General features: G+C 39.1%; 13 protein-coding genes, 1 pseudogene and 1 riboswitch. Of the genes and pseudogenes, 3 read left to right on the forward strand and 11 right to left on the reverse strand.

Annotated features, from left to right (window positions below; all coding sequences use genetic code 11):
* Positions 1 to 104 precede the first annotated feature (104 nt).
* Positions 105 to 1,190, reverse strand: coding sequence for a homoserine O-acetyltransferase MetX (gene metX, locus ACPEEM_RS05730; RefSeq protein WP_424402800.1), 1,086 nt, complete (start codon positions 1,188 to 1,190; stop codon positions 105 to 107).
* Positions 1,191 to 1,368: 178 nt separating this feature from the next.
* Between metX and ACPEEM_RS05735 the strand changes: the two genes are divergently transcribed.
* Positions 1,369 to 2,058: a SanA/YdcF family protein gene (locus ACPEEM_RS05735; RefSeq protein ID WP_424402799.1), complete on the forward strand. Its 690-nt coding sequence runs from the start codon at positions 1,369 to 1,371 to the stop codon at positions 2,056 to 2,058.
* A 15-nt stretch (positions 2,059 to 2,073) separates the two neighbouring features.
* On the opposite strand, the gene cra is transcribed toward ACPEEM_RS05735, so the two are convergent.
* The 4 genes from cra to ACPEEM_RS05755 all read right to left on the reverse strand — a co-directional run bounded on the left by cra (position 2,074) and on the right by ACPEEM_RS05755 (position 7,750).
* Positions 2,074 to 3,060, reverse strand: a complete 987-nt coding sequence (gene cra, locus ACPEEM_RS05740; protein ID WP_424402798.1) for a catabolite repressor/activator — start codon at positions 3,058 to 3,060, stop codon at positions 2,074 to 2,076.
* A gap of 667 nt (positions 3,061 to 3,727) precedes the next feature.
* Positions 3,728 to 4,219, reverse strand: a complete 492-nt coding sequence (gene ilvN, locus ACPEEM_RS05745) for an acetolactate synthase small subunit (protein ID WP_424402797.1) — start codon at positions 4,217 to 4,219, stop codon at positions 3,728 to 3,730.
* Positions 4,219 to 5,937 carry an acetolactate synthase 3 large subunit gene (locus tag ACPEEM_RS05750; RefSeq protein WP_424408141.1) on the reverse strand — a complete coding sequence of 573 codons (1,719 nt, stop codon included), beginning with the start codon at positions 5,935 to 5,937 and terminating at the stop codon, positions 4,219 to 4,221. The genes ilvN and ACPEEM_RS05750 overlap by 1 nt, the downstream gene beginning before the upstream one ends.
* A 289-nt stretch (positions 5,938 to 6,226) precedes the next feature.
* The gene (locus ACPEEM_RS05755) at positions 6,227 to 7,750 is read right to left on the reverse strand and encodes a Na+/H+ antiporter NhaC family protein (protein ID WP_424405621.1); all 1,524 of its coding nucleotides are present in this window, start codon (positions 7,748 to 7,750) and stop codon (positions 6,227 to 6,229) included.
* 83 nt (positions 7,751 to 7,833) lie between these two features.
* Positions 7,834 to 8,010, reverse strand: a riboswitch (Lysine riboswitch).
* A gap of 225 nt (positions 8,011 to 8,235) precedes the next feature.
* Here ACPEEM_RS05755 and ACPEEM_RS05760 point away from each other — a divergent pair.
* The gene (locus tag ACPEEM_RS05760; RefSeq protein WP_424405619.1) at positions 8,236 to 8,640 is read left to right on the forward strand and encodes an H-NS family nucleoid-associated regulatory protein; all 405 of its coding nucleotides are present in this window, start codon (positions 8,236 to 8,238) and stop codon (positions 8,638 to 8,640) included.
* 79 nt (positions 8,641 to 8,719) lie between these two features.
* Positions 8,720 to 9,556, forward strand: coding sequence for a formyltetrahydrofolate deformylase (gene purU / locus ACPEEM_RS05765; RefSeq protein ID WP_424405617.1), 837 nt, complete (start codon positions 8,720 to 8,722; stop codon positions 9,554 to 9,556).
* 74 nt (positions 9,557 to 9,630) lie between these two features.
* Here purU and nagA read toward each other — a convergent pair whose 3' ends face one another.
* The 6 genes and pseudogenes from nagA to ACPEEM_RS05795 all read right to left on the reverse strand — a co-directional run bounded on the left by nagA (position 9,631) and on the right by ACPEEM_RS05795 (position 16,978).
* Positions 9,631 to 10,767 carry an N-acetylglucosamine-6-phosphate deacetylase gene (gene nagA / locus ACPEEM_RS05770; RefSeq protein WP_424405615.1) on the reverse strand — a complete coding sequence of 379 codons (1,137 nt, stop codon included), beginning with the start codon at positions 10,765 to 10,767 and terminating at the stop codon, positions 9,631 to 9,633.
* 9 nt (positions 10,768 to 10,776) lie between these two features.
* Positions 10,777 to 11,580 carry a glucosamine-6-phosphate deaminase gene (gene nagB, locus ACPEEM_RS05775; RefSeq protein ID WP_424405613.1) on the reverse strand — a complete coding sequence of 268 codons (804 nt, stop codon included), beginning with the start codon at positions 11,578 to 11,580 and terminating at the stop codon, positions 10,777 to 10,779.
* Positions 11,581 to 11,858: 278 nt separating this feature from the next.
* Positions 11,859 to 12,596 carry an ABC transporter ATP-binding protein gene (locus ACPEEM_RS05780; protein ID WP_424402790.1) on the reverse strand — a complete coding sequence of 246 codons (738 nt, stop codon included), beginning with the start codon at positions 12,594 to 12,596 and terminating at the stop codon, positions 11,859 to 11,861.
* A 10-nt stretch (positions 12,597 to 12,606) separates the two neighbouring features.
* Positions 12,607 to 13,551 carry a FecCD family ABC transporter permease gene (locus ACPEEM_RS05785; protein WP_424402789.1) on the reverse strand — a complete coding sequence of 315 codons (945 nt, stop codon included), beginning with the start codon at positions 13,549 to 13,551 and terminating at the stop codon, positions 12,607 to 12,609.
* An 11-nt stretch (positions 13,552 to 13,562) separates the two neighbouring features.
* The gene (locus ACPEEM_RS05790; RefSeq protein ID WP_424402788.1) at positions 13,563 to 14,351 is read right to left on the reverse strand and encodes a heme/hemin ABC transporter substrate-binding protein; all 789 of its coding nucleotides are present in this window, start codon (positions 14,349 to 14,351) and stop codon (positions 13,563 to 13,565) included.
* A gap of 274 nt (positions 14,352 to 14,625) precedes the next feature.
* Positions 14,626 to 16,978 (reverse strand): annotated as a pseudogene (locus tag ACPEEM_RS05795) (TonB-dependent hemoglobin/transferrin/lactoferrin family receptor).
* Positions 16,979 to 17,215: the final 237 nt, after the last annotated feature.

The raw sequence follows: 17,215 nt of genomic DNA on the forward strand, positions 1-17,215 counted from the left end.
TGCTTCTTTTCCTGCTTTGGAAATTCTTGAAGACAAAACAATCTTAAAAAAGGCAAAGTGCGGTGCATTTTTGAAAAGTTTTGAAAATCCCCTCTTTTCCATTCTCAATCACTCAAGCCACGCCCTAAGCCATGACGTATTTTACTTTCGAACAAGGAATAATCCACCAGAAAAGCATCATGACCATAATCAGAGTGAAATTCAAAATAACTTAATGCCACACCATTTTCTTCCAATAACTGCTTACTTTTATGTAATTCGACTAATTTAAACAGCTGGTCGTTTTTGACTGCCACCAACGTATAGCGTGCTTTAATACGGGATAATGCCGCTTTTAAATTCATATAGCCTAAACTTGGATCATACAAATCTAATGCCCGTAATAAATGTAAATAACTATTCGCATCAAAACGGGCGAGAAATTTTTGCCCTTGATAACTCAAATAGGATTCCACTTGAAAATAATCGCCCCAAAATGCAGGTTCTGCTTTTGTTGCACGTCCAAAGGCTTTGGTGAGTTGTAAATCCGTGCGGTAGGTCAACATCCCTAACATTCGTGCAATGGCTAACCCTTTTTCTGGCGGTTGTCCATCATAATAATCCCCACCATTAAAATTCGGATCATTTAAAATGGCTTGCCGCATCACATGATTAAACCCAATCGCCTCCGCCCCAAAAAACAACGAAGAACATAAATTCACCACATTATCCACAAAGTCAGGGTAATCAATTGCCCATTGTGTCGCTTGCATTCCCCCAAAAGATCCCCCGATTACCCCATGAAGATGGGAAATGTCTAATTGTTCTAACAAGGCTTTTTGAACACGTACAATGTCCTGAACCAGAATATTGGGAAATTGGCTGCCATAAGGCTTTTGAGTTAATGGGCTGACAGAAGAAGGTCCTGTTGTTCCCTTGCATCCCCCTAATACATTGGAGCAAATAAAAAAATACTGTGAGGTATCTAATGCCAGTCCAGGTCCCATAAAGTGTTGCCACCAGCCTTGATGCTCATCGTCAAAATAGGGTTCAGCATCCCCTGTTAACGCATGACAAATCAATACCACATTGCTCTTGTCCTCATTTAAGGTTCCATAGGTTTGGTAAGCGACATTAATTTCTTGAAGTTGACCGCCTAAACATAATTTTAAAGGCGTATCGGTAAATAAAATTGCGGTTTGCACTGCCATGTTTTTTCCATCGTTTTTGTTGTGTTTGCACAAAATGCAAAAATACTACGCCGACGCTTATAATTTTTGTTTTAGATGTCTAAACGTCTTGACGTATAAATCTACTAAAATTCAGCTTGCACTTCAACACTTTTTTCATTATCGTGAAAACTAATTTTTGCCACAGATAAAACCGTCTATGTTTGCCTTTGCTTCGCTTTTCAAGTATCAATATCTCAAACGATTGATTCATTATTTGATCATCAGTCTAGTGTGTTTTATTGTCGCATTGATTCTTATCGATCAAGCCATTGGCTTTTATACCCGCCCACAAATTTATACGGATATCAAAAAGTTACCTTATCGCCCTTATGGCGTGGTACTTGGTACATCAAAATATTTTGATCAAAATCGCATTAATTTGTTCTATCACAATCGGTTGCTTGCAACTTATGAACTCTTTTCGGCAGGTAAAGTGGATTATTTATTATTGAGTGGGGATAATCGTACTCATCAATATAATGAGCCAAGAACCATGTTTAAAGATTTGAGAAAAATGGGTATTCCCGCAGAAGTGATGTATATGGATTTCGCTGGTTTTCGCACGTTAGATTCTGTGATTCGTGCAGATCGTGTGTTTAAAGCACGTTCTTTTACCTTAATTACACAAAAATTTCACTGCGAACGTGCCTTATTTATTGCCAAATTCCATAATATAGATGCTATTTGCTATGCGGCGGACTATCCAACGGGGTATCATTTTGTGCGTTTTAGAGAAGTTTTCGCACGTTTACAAGTATTATGGGATTTGCTTATTGCTAAGGAACCGCACTTTTTAGGTGAGCCAGAACCGCTTCCACCCCCAAGTACGATTCCTCTTGTAGAGTAAAACAGGAATATTGAATTAAGCACGATGCTCAATTAAATCCCGTGTAATCACATCTCGTGTCTGTTCAAGATTTCTGCATTGCACAGAATCGAGAGCCAAATTCAATAAGGATTCCACAATTTTCTCATGATTTTGTACACAGCAAATCACGTTATTTTCTAAGAAATCAAGCATTTCATGATAACCAAAGGTTGCCACCACCAAATCCTTAGGAATCCCCCCCTTACGTTGGATAAGGACGTGTAAAATGCCTTGTAATAAACTTAATGAAGTCACAAAAATGGCATCGGGCATTTTATTTTCTGTCAACCAAGCTTCAAACGTTTCCGCAGCAGAAGACTTCTGAAACTTATCGGCATAAACAAAATCGACTTGCTTATTTTGCCCTTCAAGTGCCTTTTTAAAGCCAGCTTCACGTGCATGACTCATTGAAAGATTCGGTAATGCACCAAAAAACAGAATATGTTCATGATCAGCATGTTTTTGGATCAAACGTTGTGCCAAGCGGTGTGCATCGCCCTCATCATCAACCAATACCATGGCTTCATTTGTTTTCATTTGACGATCAAAACCAATAACTGGCACATCTGCCACCCGTTGATAAAAATCCGTATCAGAAGGTAAGGCGGTAGACACAATTAATGCATCAATACGGCGTTGAAATAAATGTTTTGCACATTGAATTTCATAATCCGCATTATCATTAGAACAAGCAATCAACAACTGATAACCTTTTTCCCGAAAACGACTTTCTAACTGATTGGCAATGCGTGCATAACTGACATTTTCAAAATCTGGCACAATCAAACCAATCGTATTACTTTTTCCTGCTCTTAATCCTGCTGCCATTGCATTGGGTTTAAAATCATATTTCTTAATTAATTTTTCGACCTTCTCAATGGTTTTATCACTCACACGGTATTGTTTTGCTTTTCCATTAACAACATAACTCGCCGTCGTGCGAGATACGCCAGCAAGTTTAGCGAGTTCCTCTAATTTCACATTTACTCCTTAAATGCACTGTTTTTTCTAAATTTGAACCAAAACTTCTCTCATTCACTACATTTCTTCACTCCCCACACTTGTTTTGTAAAGAAATGTAAATTGTTACAATTTTGATTATATCACCTTTTTTAAGCAGATCACAAAGCAAAAAGTTCATTTTTTGTGCTATTTATTCGCCTAGTACAATAATTTTCACTAATTTACTTTGCGAATTTCGTAATATTTTCCTATTTTTCAATTGATTAAATTGTGGGCTGAAATACCCCGTATGTTGGAAAATGGCATTATTAAAAGATGTGTAAATTAATTTAATAAAAAAATTATCAAAATTTTTTCGGCCTGCCTCCATTTTGTACATAAAATAAACTAAAAAACCACCCTATTATCAGGAAAAAGTCCTTTCTCACTGAAAAAACACATAAAAAACGGCTTGCCTCTCCTCTGCAAACCGTCTTCCAATCCCTATATTGGATTTTTTGCCTTTTCTGCCTCGTGGCTTTTCCTTATGCTGAACACAAAAGTGCGGTCTATTTCTAAAAAGTTTTCATCGCACGATTCTGGAAGAAAGCACAAGAGGAAATCACATCTCTGTCTTGTCGCCCTCTTCTTGGCAAAACATTTTAAAAATAGACCGCACTTTTCTTATGACAGGCTTATGACATGGCTATAAGCAGTTTTTCTCACCCCGTGAAAGGCTGATCAAGCCAGAACGCACAATTTCAAGAATGTTGGTTTCTTCTTTCACAGCTTTGATAAAGGCATCTAATTTATCTTTTGTGCCTGTTAATTGAATAGTATAGGATTTGGGCGTAACATCCACAATTTGCCCCCGATAAATATCTGCCAAGCGTTTTAATTCATCTCGTGAGTTTCCTTGTGCTTTCGCTTTAAGAAGCATAACTTCACGCTCGACATGATCACTGTCGCTTAAACTAATCACTTTGAAAACATCAACTAATTTATGTAATTGCTTTTCAATTTGCTCAAGCACTTTTTCTTCGCCATAGGCTTCAATCGTCATTCTGGATAACGTCGGATCATCAGTAGGGGCAACGGTTAGGCTTTCAATATTGAATGCACGTTGGGAAAATAATGCCACTACGCGAGATAACGCACCCGATTCATTTTCTAATAAAACAGATAAAATTCTACGCATTATGCATTCTCCGGTTTGGTTAAAATCATCTCATTCATTGCGCCTCCACGTACTTGCATTGGATAAACGTGCTCTGTTGCATCGACATTAATATCCACAAAAACAAGTTTATTTTTCATCGAAAACGCTTGTGTTAATTTTTCTTCAAGCTCATCTGGCGTATCAATTTGAATACCAACATGACCATAGGCTTCCGCTAATTTGACGAAATTTGGTAAAGAATTCATGTAAGACTGTGAATGGCGTCCCGAATAAATCAAATCTTGCCACTGCTTCACCATACCTAAAAAGCGATTATTTAGACTAATAATCACCACAGGAATTTCATACTGCTGTGCGGTAGAAAGTTCTTGGATATTCATTTGAATACTGCCATCACCCGTTACACAAACGACAGTAGATTCAGGATAAGCTAATTTCACCCCTAATGCCGCAGGTAAACCAAAGCCCATGGTGCCTAACCCACCTGAATTGATCCAACGGCGAGGTTTATCGAAAGGATAATGTAATGCCGCAAACATCTGATGTTGCCCCACATCGGATGCCACATAAGCTTCCCCTTTGGTTAAACGGTAAACCATTTCAATCACTTGCTGTGGTTTTATTACCTGAGCGGTTTTATCAAATTTTAAGCAGTTTACAGCTTTCCATGCGTTAATGTCTTGCCACCATTCATCAAGCGAACTTTGTGATTTCACGAGATTTTCATCTTCTAATAACGATAAAAATTCATTTAACACATTCTCCGCACTGCCCACAATCGGAATTGCCGAAGGCACATTTTTGGAAATGGAACTTGGATCAATATCAACATGAATTACTTTCGCATTTGGACAATATTTGCTCAGATTATTCGTCGTGCGATCATCAAAACGAACACCAATCCCCAAAATCAAATCACTATGATGCATCGCATTATTGGCTTCATAGGTACCATGCATACCGAGCATACCTAAAAACTGAGGATCAGTACTTGGATAAGCCCCAAGTCCCATCAATGAAGAAGTCACAGGTAACTTTAAGCGATGGGCAAATTGGATCAACTGCTCACTACAATTTGCTGTAATAACACCACCACCTACAAATAAAATAGGTTTTTTCGCGACTAATAAGGCTTTTAATGCTTTTTTAATTTGGCCTTTATGTCCATGTACCGTCGGATTATAAGAACGTAATTCCACTTGTTCTGGATAATGGTAGTTGTATTTATTTGCTGGATTCACCACATCTTTCGGTAAGTCGATAACCACAGGACCAGGGCGTCCTGTTGAGGCAATATAAAAGGCTTTTTTGATGACCGAAGGAATATCTTCTGCACATTTCACCAAAAAGCTATGTTTGACGACTGGACGAGAAATACCCACCATATCGCATTCTTGGAATGCATCGCTACCAATTAACCCTGACATGACCTGCCCCGATAAAATCACCATTGGAACAGAATCCATATAAGCGGTGGCAATGCCCGTAATGGTATTGGTTGCCCCAGGACCTGAAGTAACTAACACACAACCGACCTTACCCGTTGCTCTGGCATAGCCATCTGCCATATGCACAGCAGCCTGTTCATGACGAACAAGAATATGTTCAATCCCACCTAATGTATGAATCGCATCATAAATATCTAAGACCGATCCACCGGGGTAGCCAAATAAAAATTCGACACCTTCATCCCTTAAGGACTGCACAACCATCTCTGCACCTGATAACTTTTTCATTTTCACCTCTTACCTTCTTTTTCTGTTTATTCTCTTGTGTTGCAACAATGTTAAAAATAACAATATGTTATTGTTTTACTGAAAAGTGGTATTTTTGTCTAGTGATTTTTTATCAAAGGATGTGCAAAAACGAGGCTGATAAAAGAATATTATTCTAATAAATAAAAACAATTAAGAATAAAATAAATGAAAAAGTAAAATAAACATAAAAAATGCGACCTAAAGTCGCATTTTATAAAAATATGATAAAAACAAATTTTTTGTGCTTAACTGTGAGTTAAATCACGTTTTATTTTCGTCTAAACAAGAAAACAAGCACGGCTAACACCACACCTGTGGTAATAAAACCTAAGATTCCCGAAAGGGTGAAGCCCAATACTAAATAACCAGAAAGAGAGGCTACCGCAATTAACATCGCATAAGGCAATTGCGTAGTCACGTGATCAATGTGGTTACATTTTGCCCCTGTAGAAGACAAAATCGTGGTATCAGAAATCGGTGAACAGTGATCACCACACACTGCCCCCGCCATGACCGCAGAAAGACAAGGGATCATCAATTCTGGTGCAGCATGGGCGGCAATGGCGGCAGCGATAGGCAACATAATCCCAAAGGTTCCCCAACTGGTTCCCGTTGAAAATGCCATGACAGCAGTCAACACAAATAAGAGTGCTGGCAATAATGCCACTGGTAAACTATCTGAAACGAGCGAAGATAAATAAACCCCCGTTTTAATATCGCCCACCACGTTATTAATTGTCCAAGCAAATAATAAAATTAAAATGGCACCCGACATGGATTTCATCCCCAATAGCCATGCTTTAGCATAACTGCCCATACTCACTTGACGGGAAAATAACATGCATAATGTGGATACCAATACCGCACTGACGCCCCCCACCACTAAGGAAATACCCACCGTAGTATTTTCAAAGGCACCAAGAACATCAAAAGGTTTATTGTCTGCAGCCAAGGCTTCATACCCCGTGTAAAGCATCATTCCCACGGTGGCGAGAATTAAGACAATAATCGGCAGAATCAAATGAAATACATGGCCTTTTCCTTCTGAAGCATCATCCTCTTGTTCTACTTGACGTTCTAATGCATTGCGTTCATGTCTTGCCATTGAGCCAATGTCAAAAGAGAAATACGCCACAAAAAACACCATAAAAATAGAGAATAATGCGTAAAAATTCATGGCACTCATCGTCATGAATGCACCAATTGGTGAATATGAGGTGATAGAATAGGTGGCTAATAATCCCGCAATGAGGGTAATAATGTAGGCTCCCCAACTTGAGACTGGCATAAGCACACACATTGGTGCGGCGGTTGAATCTAAAATGTAAGCTAATTTAGCACGTGAGACTTTAAATTTATCTGTCACAGGGCTGGCGATGGCACCCACCGCAAGACTGTGGAAATAGTCATCAATAAAAGTCACAAACACTAATGATGCCGCTAATAATTTGGCACCCCGTCTTCCTTTAATTCGCTTCTGAGCCCAATCTGCAAAAGCACGATTACTGCCCGAAACAGTGAGTAAAGCGGTGAGGACACCAAGCAACAATAAGAAAAGAATAATGTTGATATTATTAGCATTTATTCCCTCTTCACCATAAAACAGAGAAGAAACATTATTCTTCAAATAAGTGAAAGAGTTCAGAATATTAAAGTCTCCCAGCATTAAGGCACCGACAATAATCCCTAAGCTAAGTGACAAAATAACACGACGAGTAACAATTGCTAATAATAAAGCCAATATTGGCGGTACGATCGACCACAGGGACGTCGAATAATCGATGAGTTCCATAAGTTTCTACCTTATATAATGAAGGGATGACCACTGAATATTATAGAGAGATGTTCTAAAAGGTAGGTAAAATAAGACCTAACCTAACCAGTAGCGCTCCATAGTTTACGAAAAAGACTATGACAGTGACGTTCCTTTCGAAGACGCCACCAACCAATTAAAACGACTTTTAATTGATTTCGGCGGGCACTCCTTTCCTTTTTCCTCATCGTTATCCACTCAGAAAAAATACTTATAGTGATCGCACCTCTACGTATGTAGGATTTACAAAGACTACATGAAAAAGAAGAAAATGCCAATAGTTAACAAAAATATTTCTTATTGTCTATTTTCTAGCAAAATAAACAGGGTAAGGGCAAATAATTAAATATAAAATCATGAGAATCCCCAAAATATTATTTACCAACACAGTTATTTGCTATATTATTTTAAAAGTTATTCGTGAATAATGATTAACGATTTGCTAAATGATATGAGGGAAAAAAATGAGTGAACTATTAAAAACTCTAAATAATATTCGTAGCTTGCGTGTTTTAGCTCGCGAATCCAGCTTACAACAACTTGAGCTTGCTTTACAAAAATTTCAACAGGTTGTTGAAGAAAAACGTATGGAGGAAGAGGAAGCACTACGTCAGGAAACTGAACGTCAAGGACGAATTGCGAAATTGAAGGAATCATTGAAGCAAGAAGGAATCACTGCTGAAGAATTAGCTGAACTTTTAGCTCAAAGCCCAGCTAATCAACGCAAGAAAAGACAACCTCGTCCAGCCAAATATCAATATACGGACGAAAATGGTGAAGTCAAAACATGGACTGGTCAGGGAAGAACACCTCGCACAATTCAAATTGCCTTAAATGAAGGTAAGTCATTGTCTTCATTTGAAATTTAAATTGCTTTTCATACTCCATTAAAACCCATTTTTTTAAATGGGTTTTACTTTATCCGTAATAAAAAATAAATTTAATATTATGATTGAAAATAAAATTTTATTAACAGATTGCCCAGATGATAAAGGGCTTATCGCCAAAATCACGAATATTTGTTATAAGCATCAATTAAATATTACGCATAATAATGAATTTGTTGATTTTGAAAGCAAACATTTTTTTATGCGAACTGAATTAGAAGGAATATTTAATGAGCAAACACTTCTAGCTGATTTAAAATACAGTTTGCCTGAAGGGACACATTGCCGTCTAATTAGCACAAAACGTAAGCGAATTGTTATTTTGGTGACCAAAGAAGCCCATTGTCTTGGTGACATTTTAATGAAAACCTATTATGGTGGATTAAATGTCGAAATTGCAGCGGTCATCGGTAACCATGATAGCTTACGTAGTTTGGTTGAACGCTTTGATATTCCTTTTCACTGCATTAGTCATGAAGGCTTAACCCGTGTGGGGCATGATAAACTACTTGCAGAAAAAATTGATGAGTATGCACCAGATTATATTGTGTTAGCCAAATATATGCGTGTATTAAATCCAGAATTTGTGGCTCGTTATCCAAACCGAGTTATCAATATTCACCATTCATTTTTACCTGCATTTATTGGGGCAAAGCCTTATCATCAAGCCTATGAACGTGGGGTAAAAATCATTGGAGCAACCGCACATTTCATTAATAATGAATTAGATCAAGGTCCGATTATCATGCAAAATGTGATTAATGTGGATCACACTTATAATGCGGAAGCGATGATGCGGGCGGGACGCGATGTAGAAAAAACCGTGTTGAGTCGTGCCTTAGATCTAGCACTTCATGATCGGATTTTTGTGTATAAAAACAAAACCATCGTGCTATAAAGTGCGGTCATTTTTGAAAAAGTTTTTAAAATAGCGTGAATATCTCACGCTATTTTTATTTGAACTAGCGGAATTTAGTGTTTTTTCCATTCACCATTCACAACGGTGCCCATCACCTCAAAATGATGATTAAAAACTGTTAAATTCGCGATTTTTCCAGATGCAATGGATCCTAATTTTTCATCAATGCCAATGGCTTTAGCAGGATAATAGTTACACATTCTCAGTGCCTCATCTAATGGAATGCCGACATTTTGCACCGCATTTTTGATGGATTCAATCATGGTGACTGCCGCCCCACCTAAGGCTCCATTTTCATCGTAACATTTTCCATTTTTGACATAGACGGTTTTTCCCACAAAGACAAAAGAATCAATCTCTGCCCCTGCGGCTGCAACAGCATCCGTGACAATACACAGCTTTTCGCCTTTTATAGCTTTCGCTAATTTAATATTGGCATAATGCACATGTAAGCCGTCCATAATGATCCCTGTATAAATATCAGAATCCAAGACTGCCCCCACAACGCCCATCTCACGACCTGAGCTGATCGGCGACATGGCATTATGTAAATGTGTGGCAAAGCTTGCCCCTTTTTTAATGGCTTGTTTGGCGACATCATAACTGGCATTTGAATGCCCAATAGACACAATAATGCCTTTTTCAACAAATTCGGGAATATACTGTGCTGTTGGATTTTCGGGTGCTAAGGTCAGTTTGGTGATCACATCCGCATTATCACATAAAAAGGTTTTCATCTCGGGACTGATATCGCGAATATATTCCGCTCGATGTACACCTTTTTTCTCCACGCTTAAATAAGGGCCTTCTAAATGTAAACCTAAGGCTTGATGTTGATATTTCGACAAATATTCACGCATGACCTGTACTGCTTGTTTCATGCCGTCGTCTGACGAGGTAATAAAGGTGGGAAGATAACTCGTTGTGCCTGAACGTAAATTGGTTTCTTGCATGATCTCAAGGGTGCGAACGGAAATATCTTCGTTAAACATCACCCCTCCACAACCATTTAATTGCAAATCAATAAACCCTGCAGTTAAATTTTGACCCTTTAAATCAATACGGGTTATCCCATCAGGTAAATCTTGCTCAGAAATGACCGCACTAATTTTTTCACCGTCAATCATCACCGCATGACCATATAACACCGCTTTCGCAGTATAGATCACTGCATTGGTTAAGGCATACATATTGTTCCCCTATAATACGCTATGAATGGCTCGAGCTTCTAATTCAGTAAAATATTTTACTGTTTTTACTTTTAATTCTTGTGTGGAAGGTTCATCACAAACCACTAAGGCATGACGATGTAATTGCAACGCACTCACTGTCCAAAGATGATTGACACTGCCTTCTACACAAGCTTGTAATGCAAGGGCTTTATTATAACCTGTCACCAAAATCATCACTTCTTCAGCATCAAGTAACGTGGCAACCCCAATCGTCAATGCATATTTTGGGACATTGCGAACGTCGTGATCAAAAAAGCGTGAATTGGCAATGAGTGTATCTTCCGTTAATGTTTTAATTCTTGTGCGAGAGGCTAAAGACGAACCCGGTTCATTAAAGGCAATATGCCCATCCACGCCGACACCGCCCATAAATAAATGAATTTTACCGTAAGATTTAATTTTTTCTTCGTAACGGCGACACTCCGCATCATGATCATCGGTGTTGCCATCTAAAATATTGATATTTTCTTCTAGAATATCAATATAATTAAAAAAATTGTGATACATAAAGGAATGGTAGCTTTCTGGGTGGGATTTAGGCAAACCGACATATTCATCCATATTAAAAGTAACTACATGCTTAAAGCTGACTTCCCCCGCTTGATAAAGTGCGATTAATTCTTGATAGGTTTTTAATGGGGTACTGCCCGTAGGTAGCCCGAGGACAAATGGACGGGATTCACTTGGGTTAAATTGATTAATCCGATCCACAATATAACGAGCAGACCATTTAGCCACTTGTTCAGCATTTTTTAATGGGATTAAACGCATATGCTTTTCCTCTTTTTAATTGTATTTCACATCAGCACGTCCATTTTATGTGGTCTATACCATAATCCATAAATGGAGTGTTTTTTCTTTTTTGTTATTATAAAAGAAGTATTACTAAAATGCTAATAAAAAGTCTCGTGATTCAACAGGTTGGTCATATCACAATAACAAGCTGACTTGACAATAAAAAAATCTGCCCCTTAATCCGTTAAACATTCACGACAACGTTTAGGGGGCAGATTTTGATTTTAGGCGAATTTTATTTTCAAGATTCGGGATTACACACGAAAGAAAATGCCACTTTCGTCTTTTTTCTGCAAAATTTGCCAACGATAAACCGCACTTAATCGTTCACTTTGCATCACATCCTCTACCGCACCTTGTGCCACAATCTGACCTTGTTGCATCAAAATCACATGATCTGCATAGCCTGCTGCCAAATCTAAATCATGTAACACCATCACCACATTAAATGTGGATTTATGCTGTTTTAAAAAATGCATCAAGCTTTGTTGGTGACGAATATCTAAATGATTACAAGGTTCATCTAATAAAATCACAGGGGCATGTTGCATTAAGGCTCGCACAATATTAGCACGTTGCTGTTCACCGCCAGATAAGTGATTCACCCGTTTATGGCGTAAATGAGTCAGTTCAAACTGATCTAGCAACAGTGATAAATAGGCTTGATTGACTTTTTTGGAGGAAAAAAGTGTAGGATTAAATTGTCCCAATTTGACATATTCTTCCACACTCAGCGGCATACCATAACGTCCATTTTGGGCGACTAAGGCTAATTTGCCCGCTCGAATTTGCTCTAGTACAGGTTCGCCATTCAAGGTGACTTGTGCATTGAAATACCCCAATAGGGCTTTCAGTAAAGTTGATTTACCTGCCCCATTAGGCCCAATAATCGCCGTATGTTTGCCCTGTGGAATGGATAAGTGATCTGTTTGTAAAATCACTCGTTCATTCACTTTAATGGTTAAAGGTTGTAATTCAAAAAGTGCTTGCATACCGCTATCCCTAGACTTTGCGTTGTGTCGATTGAATAAAGATCCAAAAGAAGAATGGCCCACCTAATAACGCAATGACGATCCCGACGGGTAAATCAATGGGATAGGTAATTAAACGTGATGCACTATCGACGAATAACAAAAAGACCGCCCCCACCCATGCAGACAGTAAAATTAATTTTCGGCGATGTCCACCTACGACTGTCGTTAAAATATTAGGGATCATCATCCCTAAAAAGCCAATAATCCCCGATAAAGAAACCGCCGCACCCGTTAACAAGGCGGCTGCAATCACCGTTTGTAAACGCAGTTTAGACACTGAAATGCCCATGCTAAAAGCTGTATCTTCCCCAAGCATTAAGCAATCCAGTTGACGACCGAGAATCGCCATCCAAACTAATCCAATCAGCATGATCACAAAAGGGTAATAAATCGGAGTAAAGCCAGCTTCCGATAAACTCCCCGCTAACCAAATCGTAGCACTGCGTAACACTAAATCATCGGATAAGAACAAAATAAGCCCGACCACTGCCGAACAAAATGCACTCAAAATAAAGCCCATAATCAGCAAGCCTAGCGTGCCACCACCGAAAAGGTGATGTGCAAATAAAATTAATAAACACACCACCAAAGCCCCTATAAACGCCGCCATGGGTACGCCAATCCCCACGGTGCCAAATGCTAAAACACAAATGACCCCCAAGGCAGCCCCACCCGATGTTCCAATAAGACTCGGATCGGCTAAGGGATTTTCAAATAAGGCTTGTAGGCCCGCCCCTGCGGCGGCAAGTGCGGCACCCACTAATAAGGCATTCAGAATACGAGGTAAACGGATATCAAAAACGATAGGATCAAGTGAGTTTGGTGTCTGCCAACCACCAAACCCAACGCCCACGGAAAACCAAATAAGAAAGGCTGTTCCGATCACGGCAAACAACAAAAACAGTTTTTTCATGCGTAGGCAGATTACTTCGCTAAATCATGTAAACGTTTTAATACTTCAGGGGTATTTAAACCATAACGTAAATAATCATTGGCTGGCCAGAAATAAATATGACCCGATTTCGCCGCAGGCGTATTGGCAATTTCAGGACGCTCTAATAACTTCTCAACGCCACCGATCACCTCTTTTTGGTGTTCTGCCACAATGATCACATCAGGTTGTGCCACTAACCATGCTTCACGATTAAGTGGTTTAATCCCGTCTACATCAACAGCGGCATTCACACCACCTGCACGACGAATGAGCTCATCTGCTGCTGTATGTTTACCCGCCACAACACGGCCATCATAGGTTAATAAATAACGTTTACCTGTGCTGGCTAAAGGTTTAATGCCTGCTTCCCATTGGCTAGCAATTTGATTCGCTTTGTCTTTTTTGCCAATTAAGTCGCCGACATCACGAATAGCCTTGCCAAAGGCTTCAATATTATCTTGTGGTAACACATTCACCGTTTTCACACCCAGTTTTGCAAGATTATCAAAAATCGTTGCAGGCATTGCCATATAAGAACCTAATACAAGATCAGGTTTCGTTTGTAAAATCGGCTCCACGGCTAATTTACGATGAATACCAATCACGGCTACTTTTTCCAATGCCGGATTCATGGTGGTTTGATCACGACCGACAATCTGTTCTTTCCCGTCTAACGCCACAACCACATCTGCCACGTCAGGGGTTAAGGTCACAATGCGTTGTCCGTATGCAAAGGGAGTAAGTGCAGATAAAAAGAGAATGGCAAAGAGTTTTTTCATGATAATGTCCTATGAAGATGAATGTTAACGATCAATCAATTCGCACCGCATACCATGGCGTATTCACAACCATTCGACATACGGCAAGTTAAATCTTAAAGGTAAGATTGTTGCCCAAGGCTAAACGCCACTATTCTATACTGTTAACAAAACAATAACAATTCTCATTATAGATTTAATACATTCTCTCAAGGCGTAGCTGAGAGATAAGCCACAAAACATGGAAAAAAATGACCGCACTTTTGCCTAAAGTGCGGTTTGTTGAGCTTATCTTTTAGAAACGCACTTCAAGATGCGGCATAGTTGCGTCCCGGTGCATAAAAACGCTCCAAGCCTTTTCCTTCACGGTCAACACTATTTAAGGTGCTGTTGGCATTAATACCACGGAGTGCATCCCAAGTGTGATATTTTTTATTAAATAGGTTATAAATTCCCGCACGAAGCGTGATGTCGTGGGTGATGTGGTAATACCCAAAGGTATCAAACACAAAAGCCGATTTATTTAAGTGTTTATAGGTAGATAAATGCGGATACAATTCACGCTTTTTACAACGTTGAATTTGCTCACCAGACCATGGATCCAGTTCGGTGATCAATTCTATGCAACGGCTTTTAATTTCATAGGCTTTCGCATCCCCTGCTTTTTTCTCACCTAGATAGGTCAGACGATTGAAAATAGCCCATTTGCCACTTGGTGCCTCATAATCTAAACCAACAATGATTTTCACAGGCTGAATAGATAGCAAACTCGCTTGGTTGGATAATTTTCCTTTGCTGTAACCTAATGCACCATAAAATTTAAAGCCTTGTGGAATCGCTGAAATAAATTGATCTAAATTGGCATGGGTTTTCAATTCAAGCCCATAAATTTTCGCCTTATCAATATTGACCATTTGTTGCTCTTGAGCTTGGTAATGATAAGGTTGACCAAAACGCATTTCAGTACGAGGAATTATGCTTTCTTGCTCAAATAAAAAATGACGGTAGTTGGTTTGATATAAACTTAAATCCAACAATCCCTTTTCGCCATTGCCTTTCAATGAAAGTGTCTGATTAAGGCTTTTTTCAGGTTTCAAACTCGGATTAGATTTCCATGTACCATAAGCATTGGTAAAGCTAAAGAACATTTCCGATGCAGTTGGTACACGGTAGCCCGTGCTAATATTGTAGCCCAAACGCCAATCAGGATTGAGTTGTGCCTCAATGCTTGCAAACGTGCTCACCGTTGAAAAATGGGCAGGATTCGGTTTTCCTTCGCCCAAGCAAGCCTCACTGCAAGGGGCATTTAAGGCTCTTGGTTTCAGTTTTGTATAATCATATCGCCAACCTAAATGGCTAGAGAAAGTCTCATTCCAACGTGCATGATCTTTCAAAGAAACCCCATATTGCGTGGTTCGAATCGGATATTGAATGGTATAGTGATACACCGATTCATAGTTTTCCCCTATCCCAATACGATCATTATTGACGTTTTTAAAATCCCGTTGGCTCATATACGCTTTTAATGTCAAAGTATGTTCGCCATAAAAATGAATTGGCTGAGCGGTAAGTTCTAAGCTCCCCCGTGTAAACGTGGTTTTCATCCGACGATCATAAATTTCATTTAACTCTTTTTTATCTGTATTGAAATTTCGCCCACCTTTATAGTTGACAGCGGCTAAATCGGTTTTTTGATAATCCAAATCGACTTTACCATAAGACAACCAGCCTGCACTCGGTGCATAAATATAGTGCAAGTTCATATTCATACGTTCATTTTGGTCATCGGCTTCACGCCATTGAGATCCCATTAAGGTATAAGAACGCTCATCAATGTAACGACTGCCTGTTTGCCCATTGATCCCAAACCCAAGACGATGATTATCGTTAATTTGATAACCTATTTTCGCAAGGTAATTATGAAAACGTTGAGCAATAGGATCAGGGTGTTGGCTACTGGAATAGCGATATTCAGGTCCTGAACCACGGCTTTTCAACTCATGCCCTGTGCGTTGTGAATACATCAACAACGCATCGATTTTTTCCCCAACATAACCCACACCGAAGGTACGAGTCCATTCACGATTTTTACTGGCATAACTGCCTCGCAATAACGCCCCCCATTTTTTATCTTCTTTGACAATATTTTGCGGATCTAAGGTTTTATAATTGACGCTCCCGCCTAAGGTTCCACTCCCTGCATTGAATGAATCGGCACCTCGCACAATATCAATGGTTTGAATCAGTTCAGGATCAATACTCAAACGGGAATTATTAAAGTTACCATAACGGGCATAAAGTGAGTTTTCTTCGGAATCAGGCAAAGAGACCCCATCAATACTAATCCCAACACGGTTATCCTCCACGCCTCGCATAGCAAAGCCCTTCAAGAAACGTCCGTTGTCGCTAATGCCCACATCCGTGGTATAACGAACCAAATCTCTTGTATCTCGGATCATTTCATTTTGAATGACCGTTGTACCTTTGCTAATGACATTCGGCGAGGTTTTGTTCACCTCTGCGGTGGCACTTTCTTGCACCGTAATTTTTTCTAACTCGGTGCTTTCTTGAGCATAGAGTGGCAAAGCAACCAACGAAATAAAGGGAATTGTTCTGACAATTTTTTGATAGGTTGAATGATATTTCATGTATGACTCCTCAATATATGAATAATGCCTACATAGTTTACACGATTCAGCCTTAGATGATAATGATTTTTATTTTATAAAATATATGATTTTCATTGTGTTGTAATAAAAAAAAGCAACAAGGATCTTTAAGGAAAAATCTGCCTCATTCAACGGCTCAGAAAATGCGGCATAAAAAAACCACCGCATGCTTGCAATATATCTGCAATAAAGTGCGGTGGTTTTTAGAAAAGTTTT

Origin of the sequence: Pasteurella pantherarum, from assembly GCF_049670885.1 — a bacterium.
GTDB lineage: Bacteria > Pseudomonadota > Gammaproteobacteria > Enterobacterales > Pasteurellaceae > Pasteurella.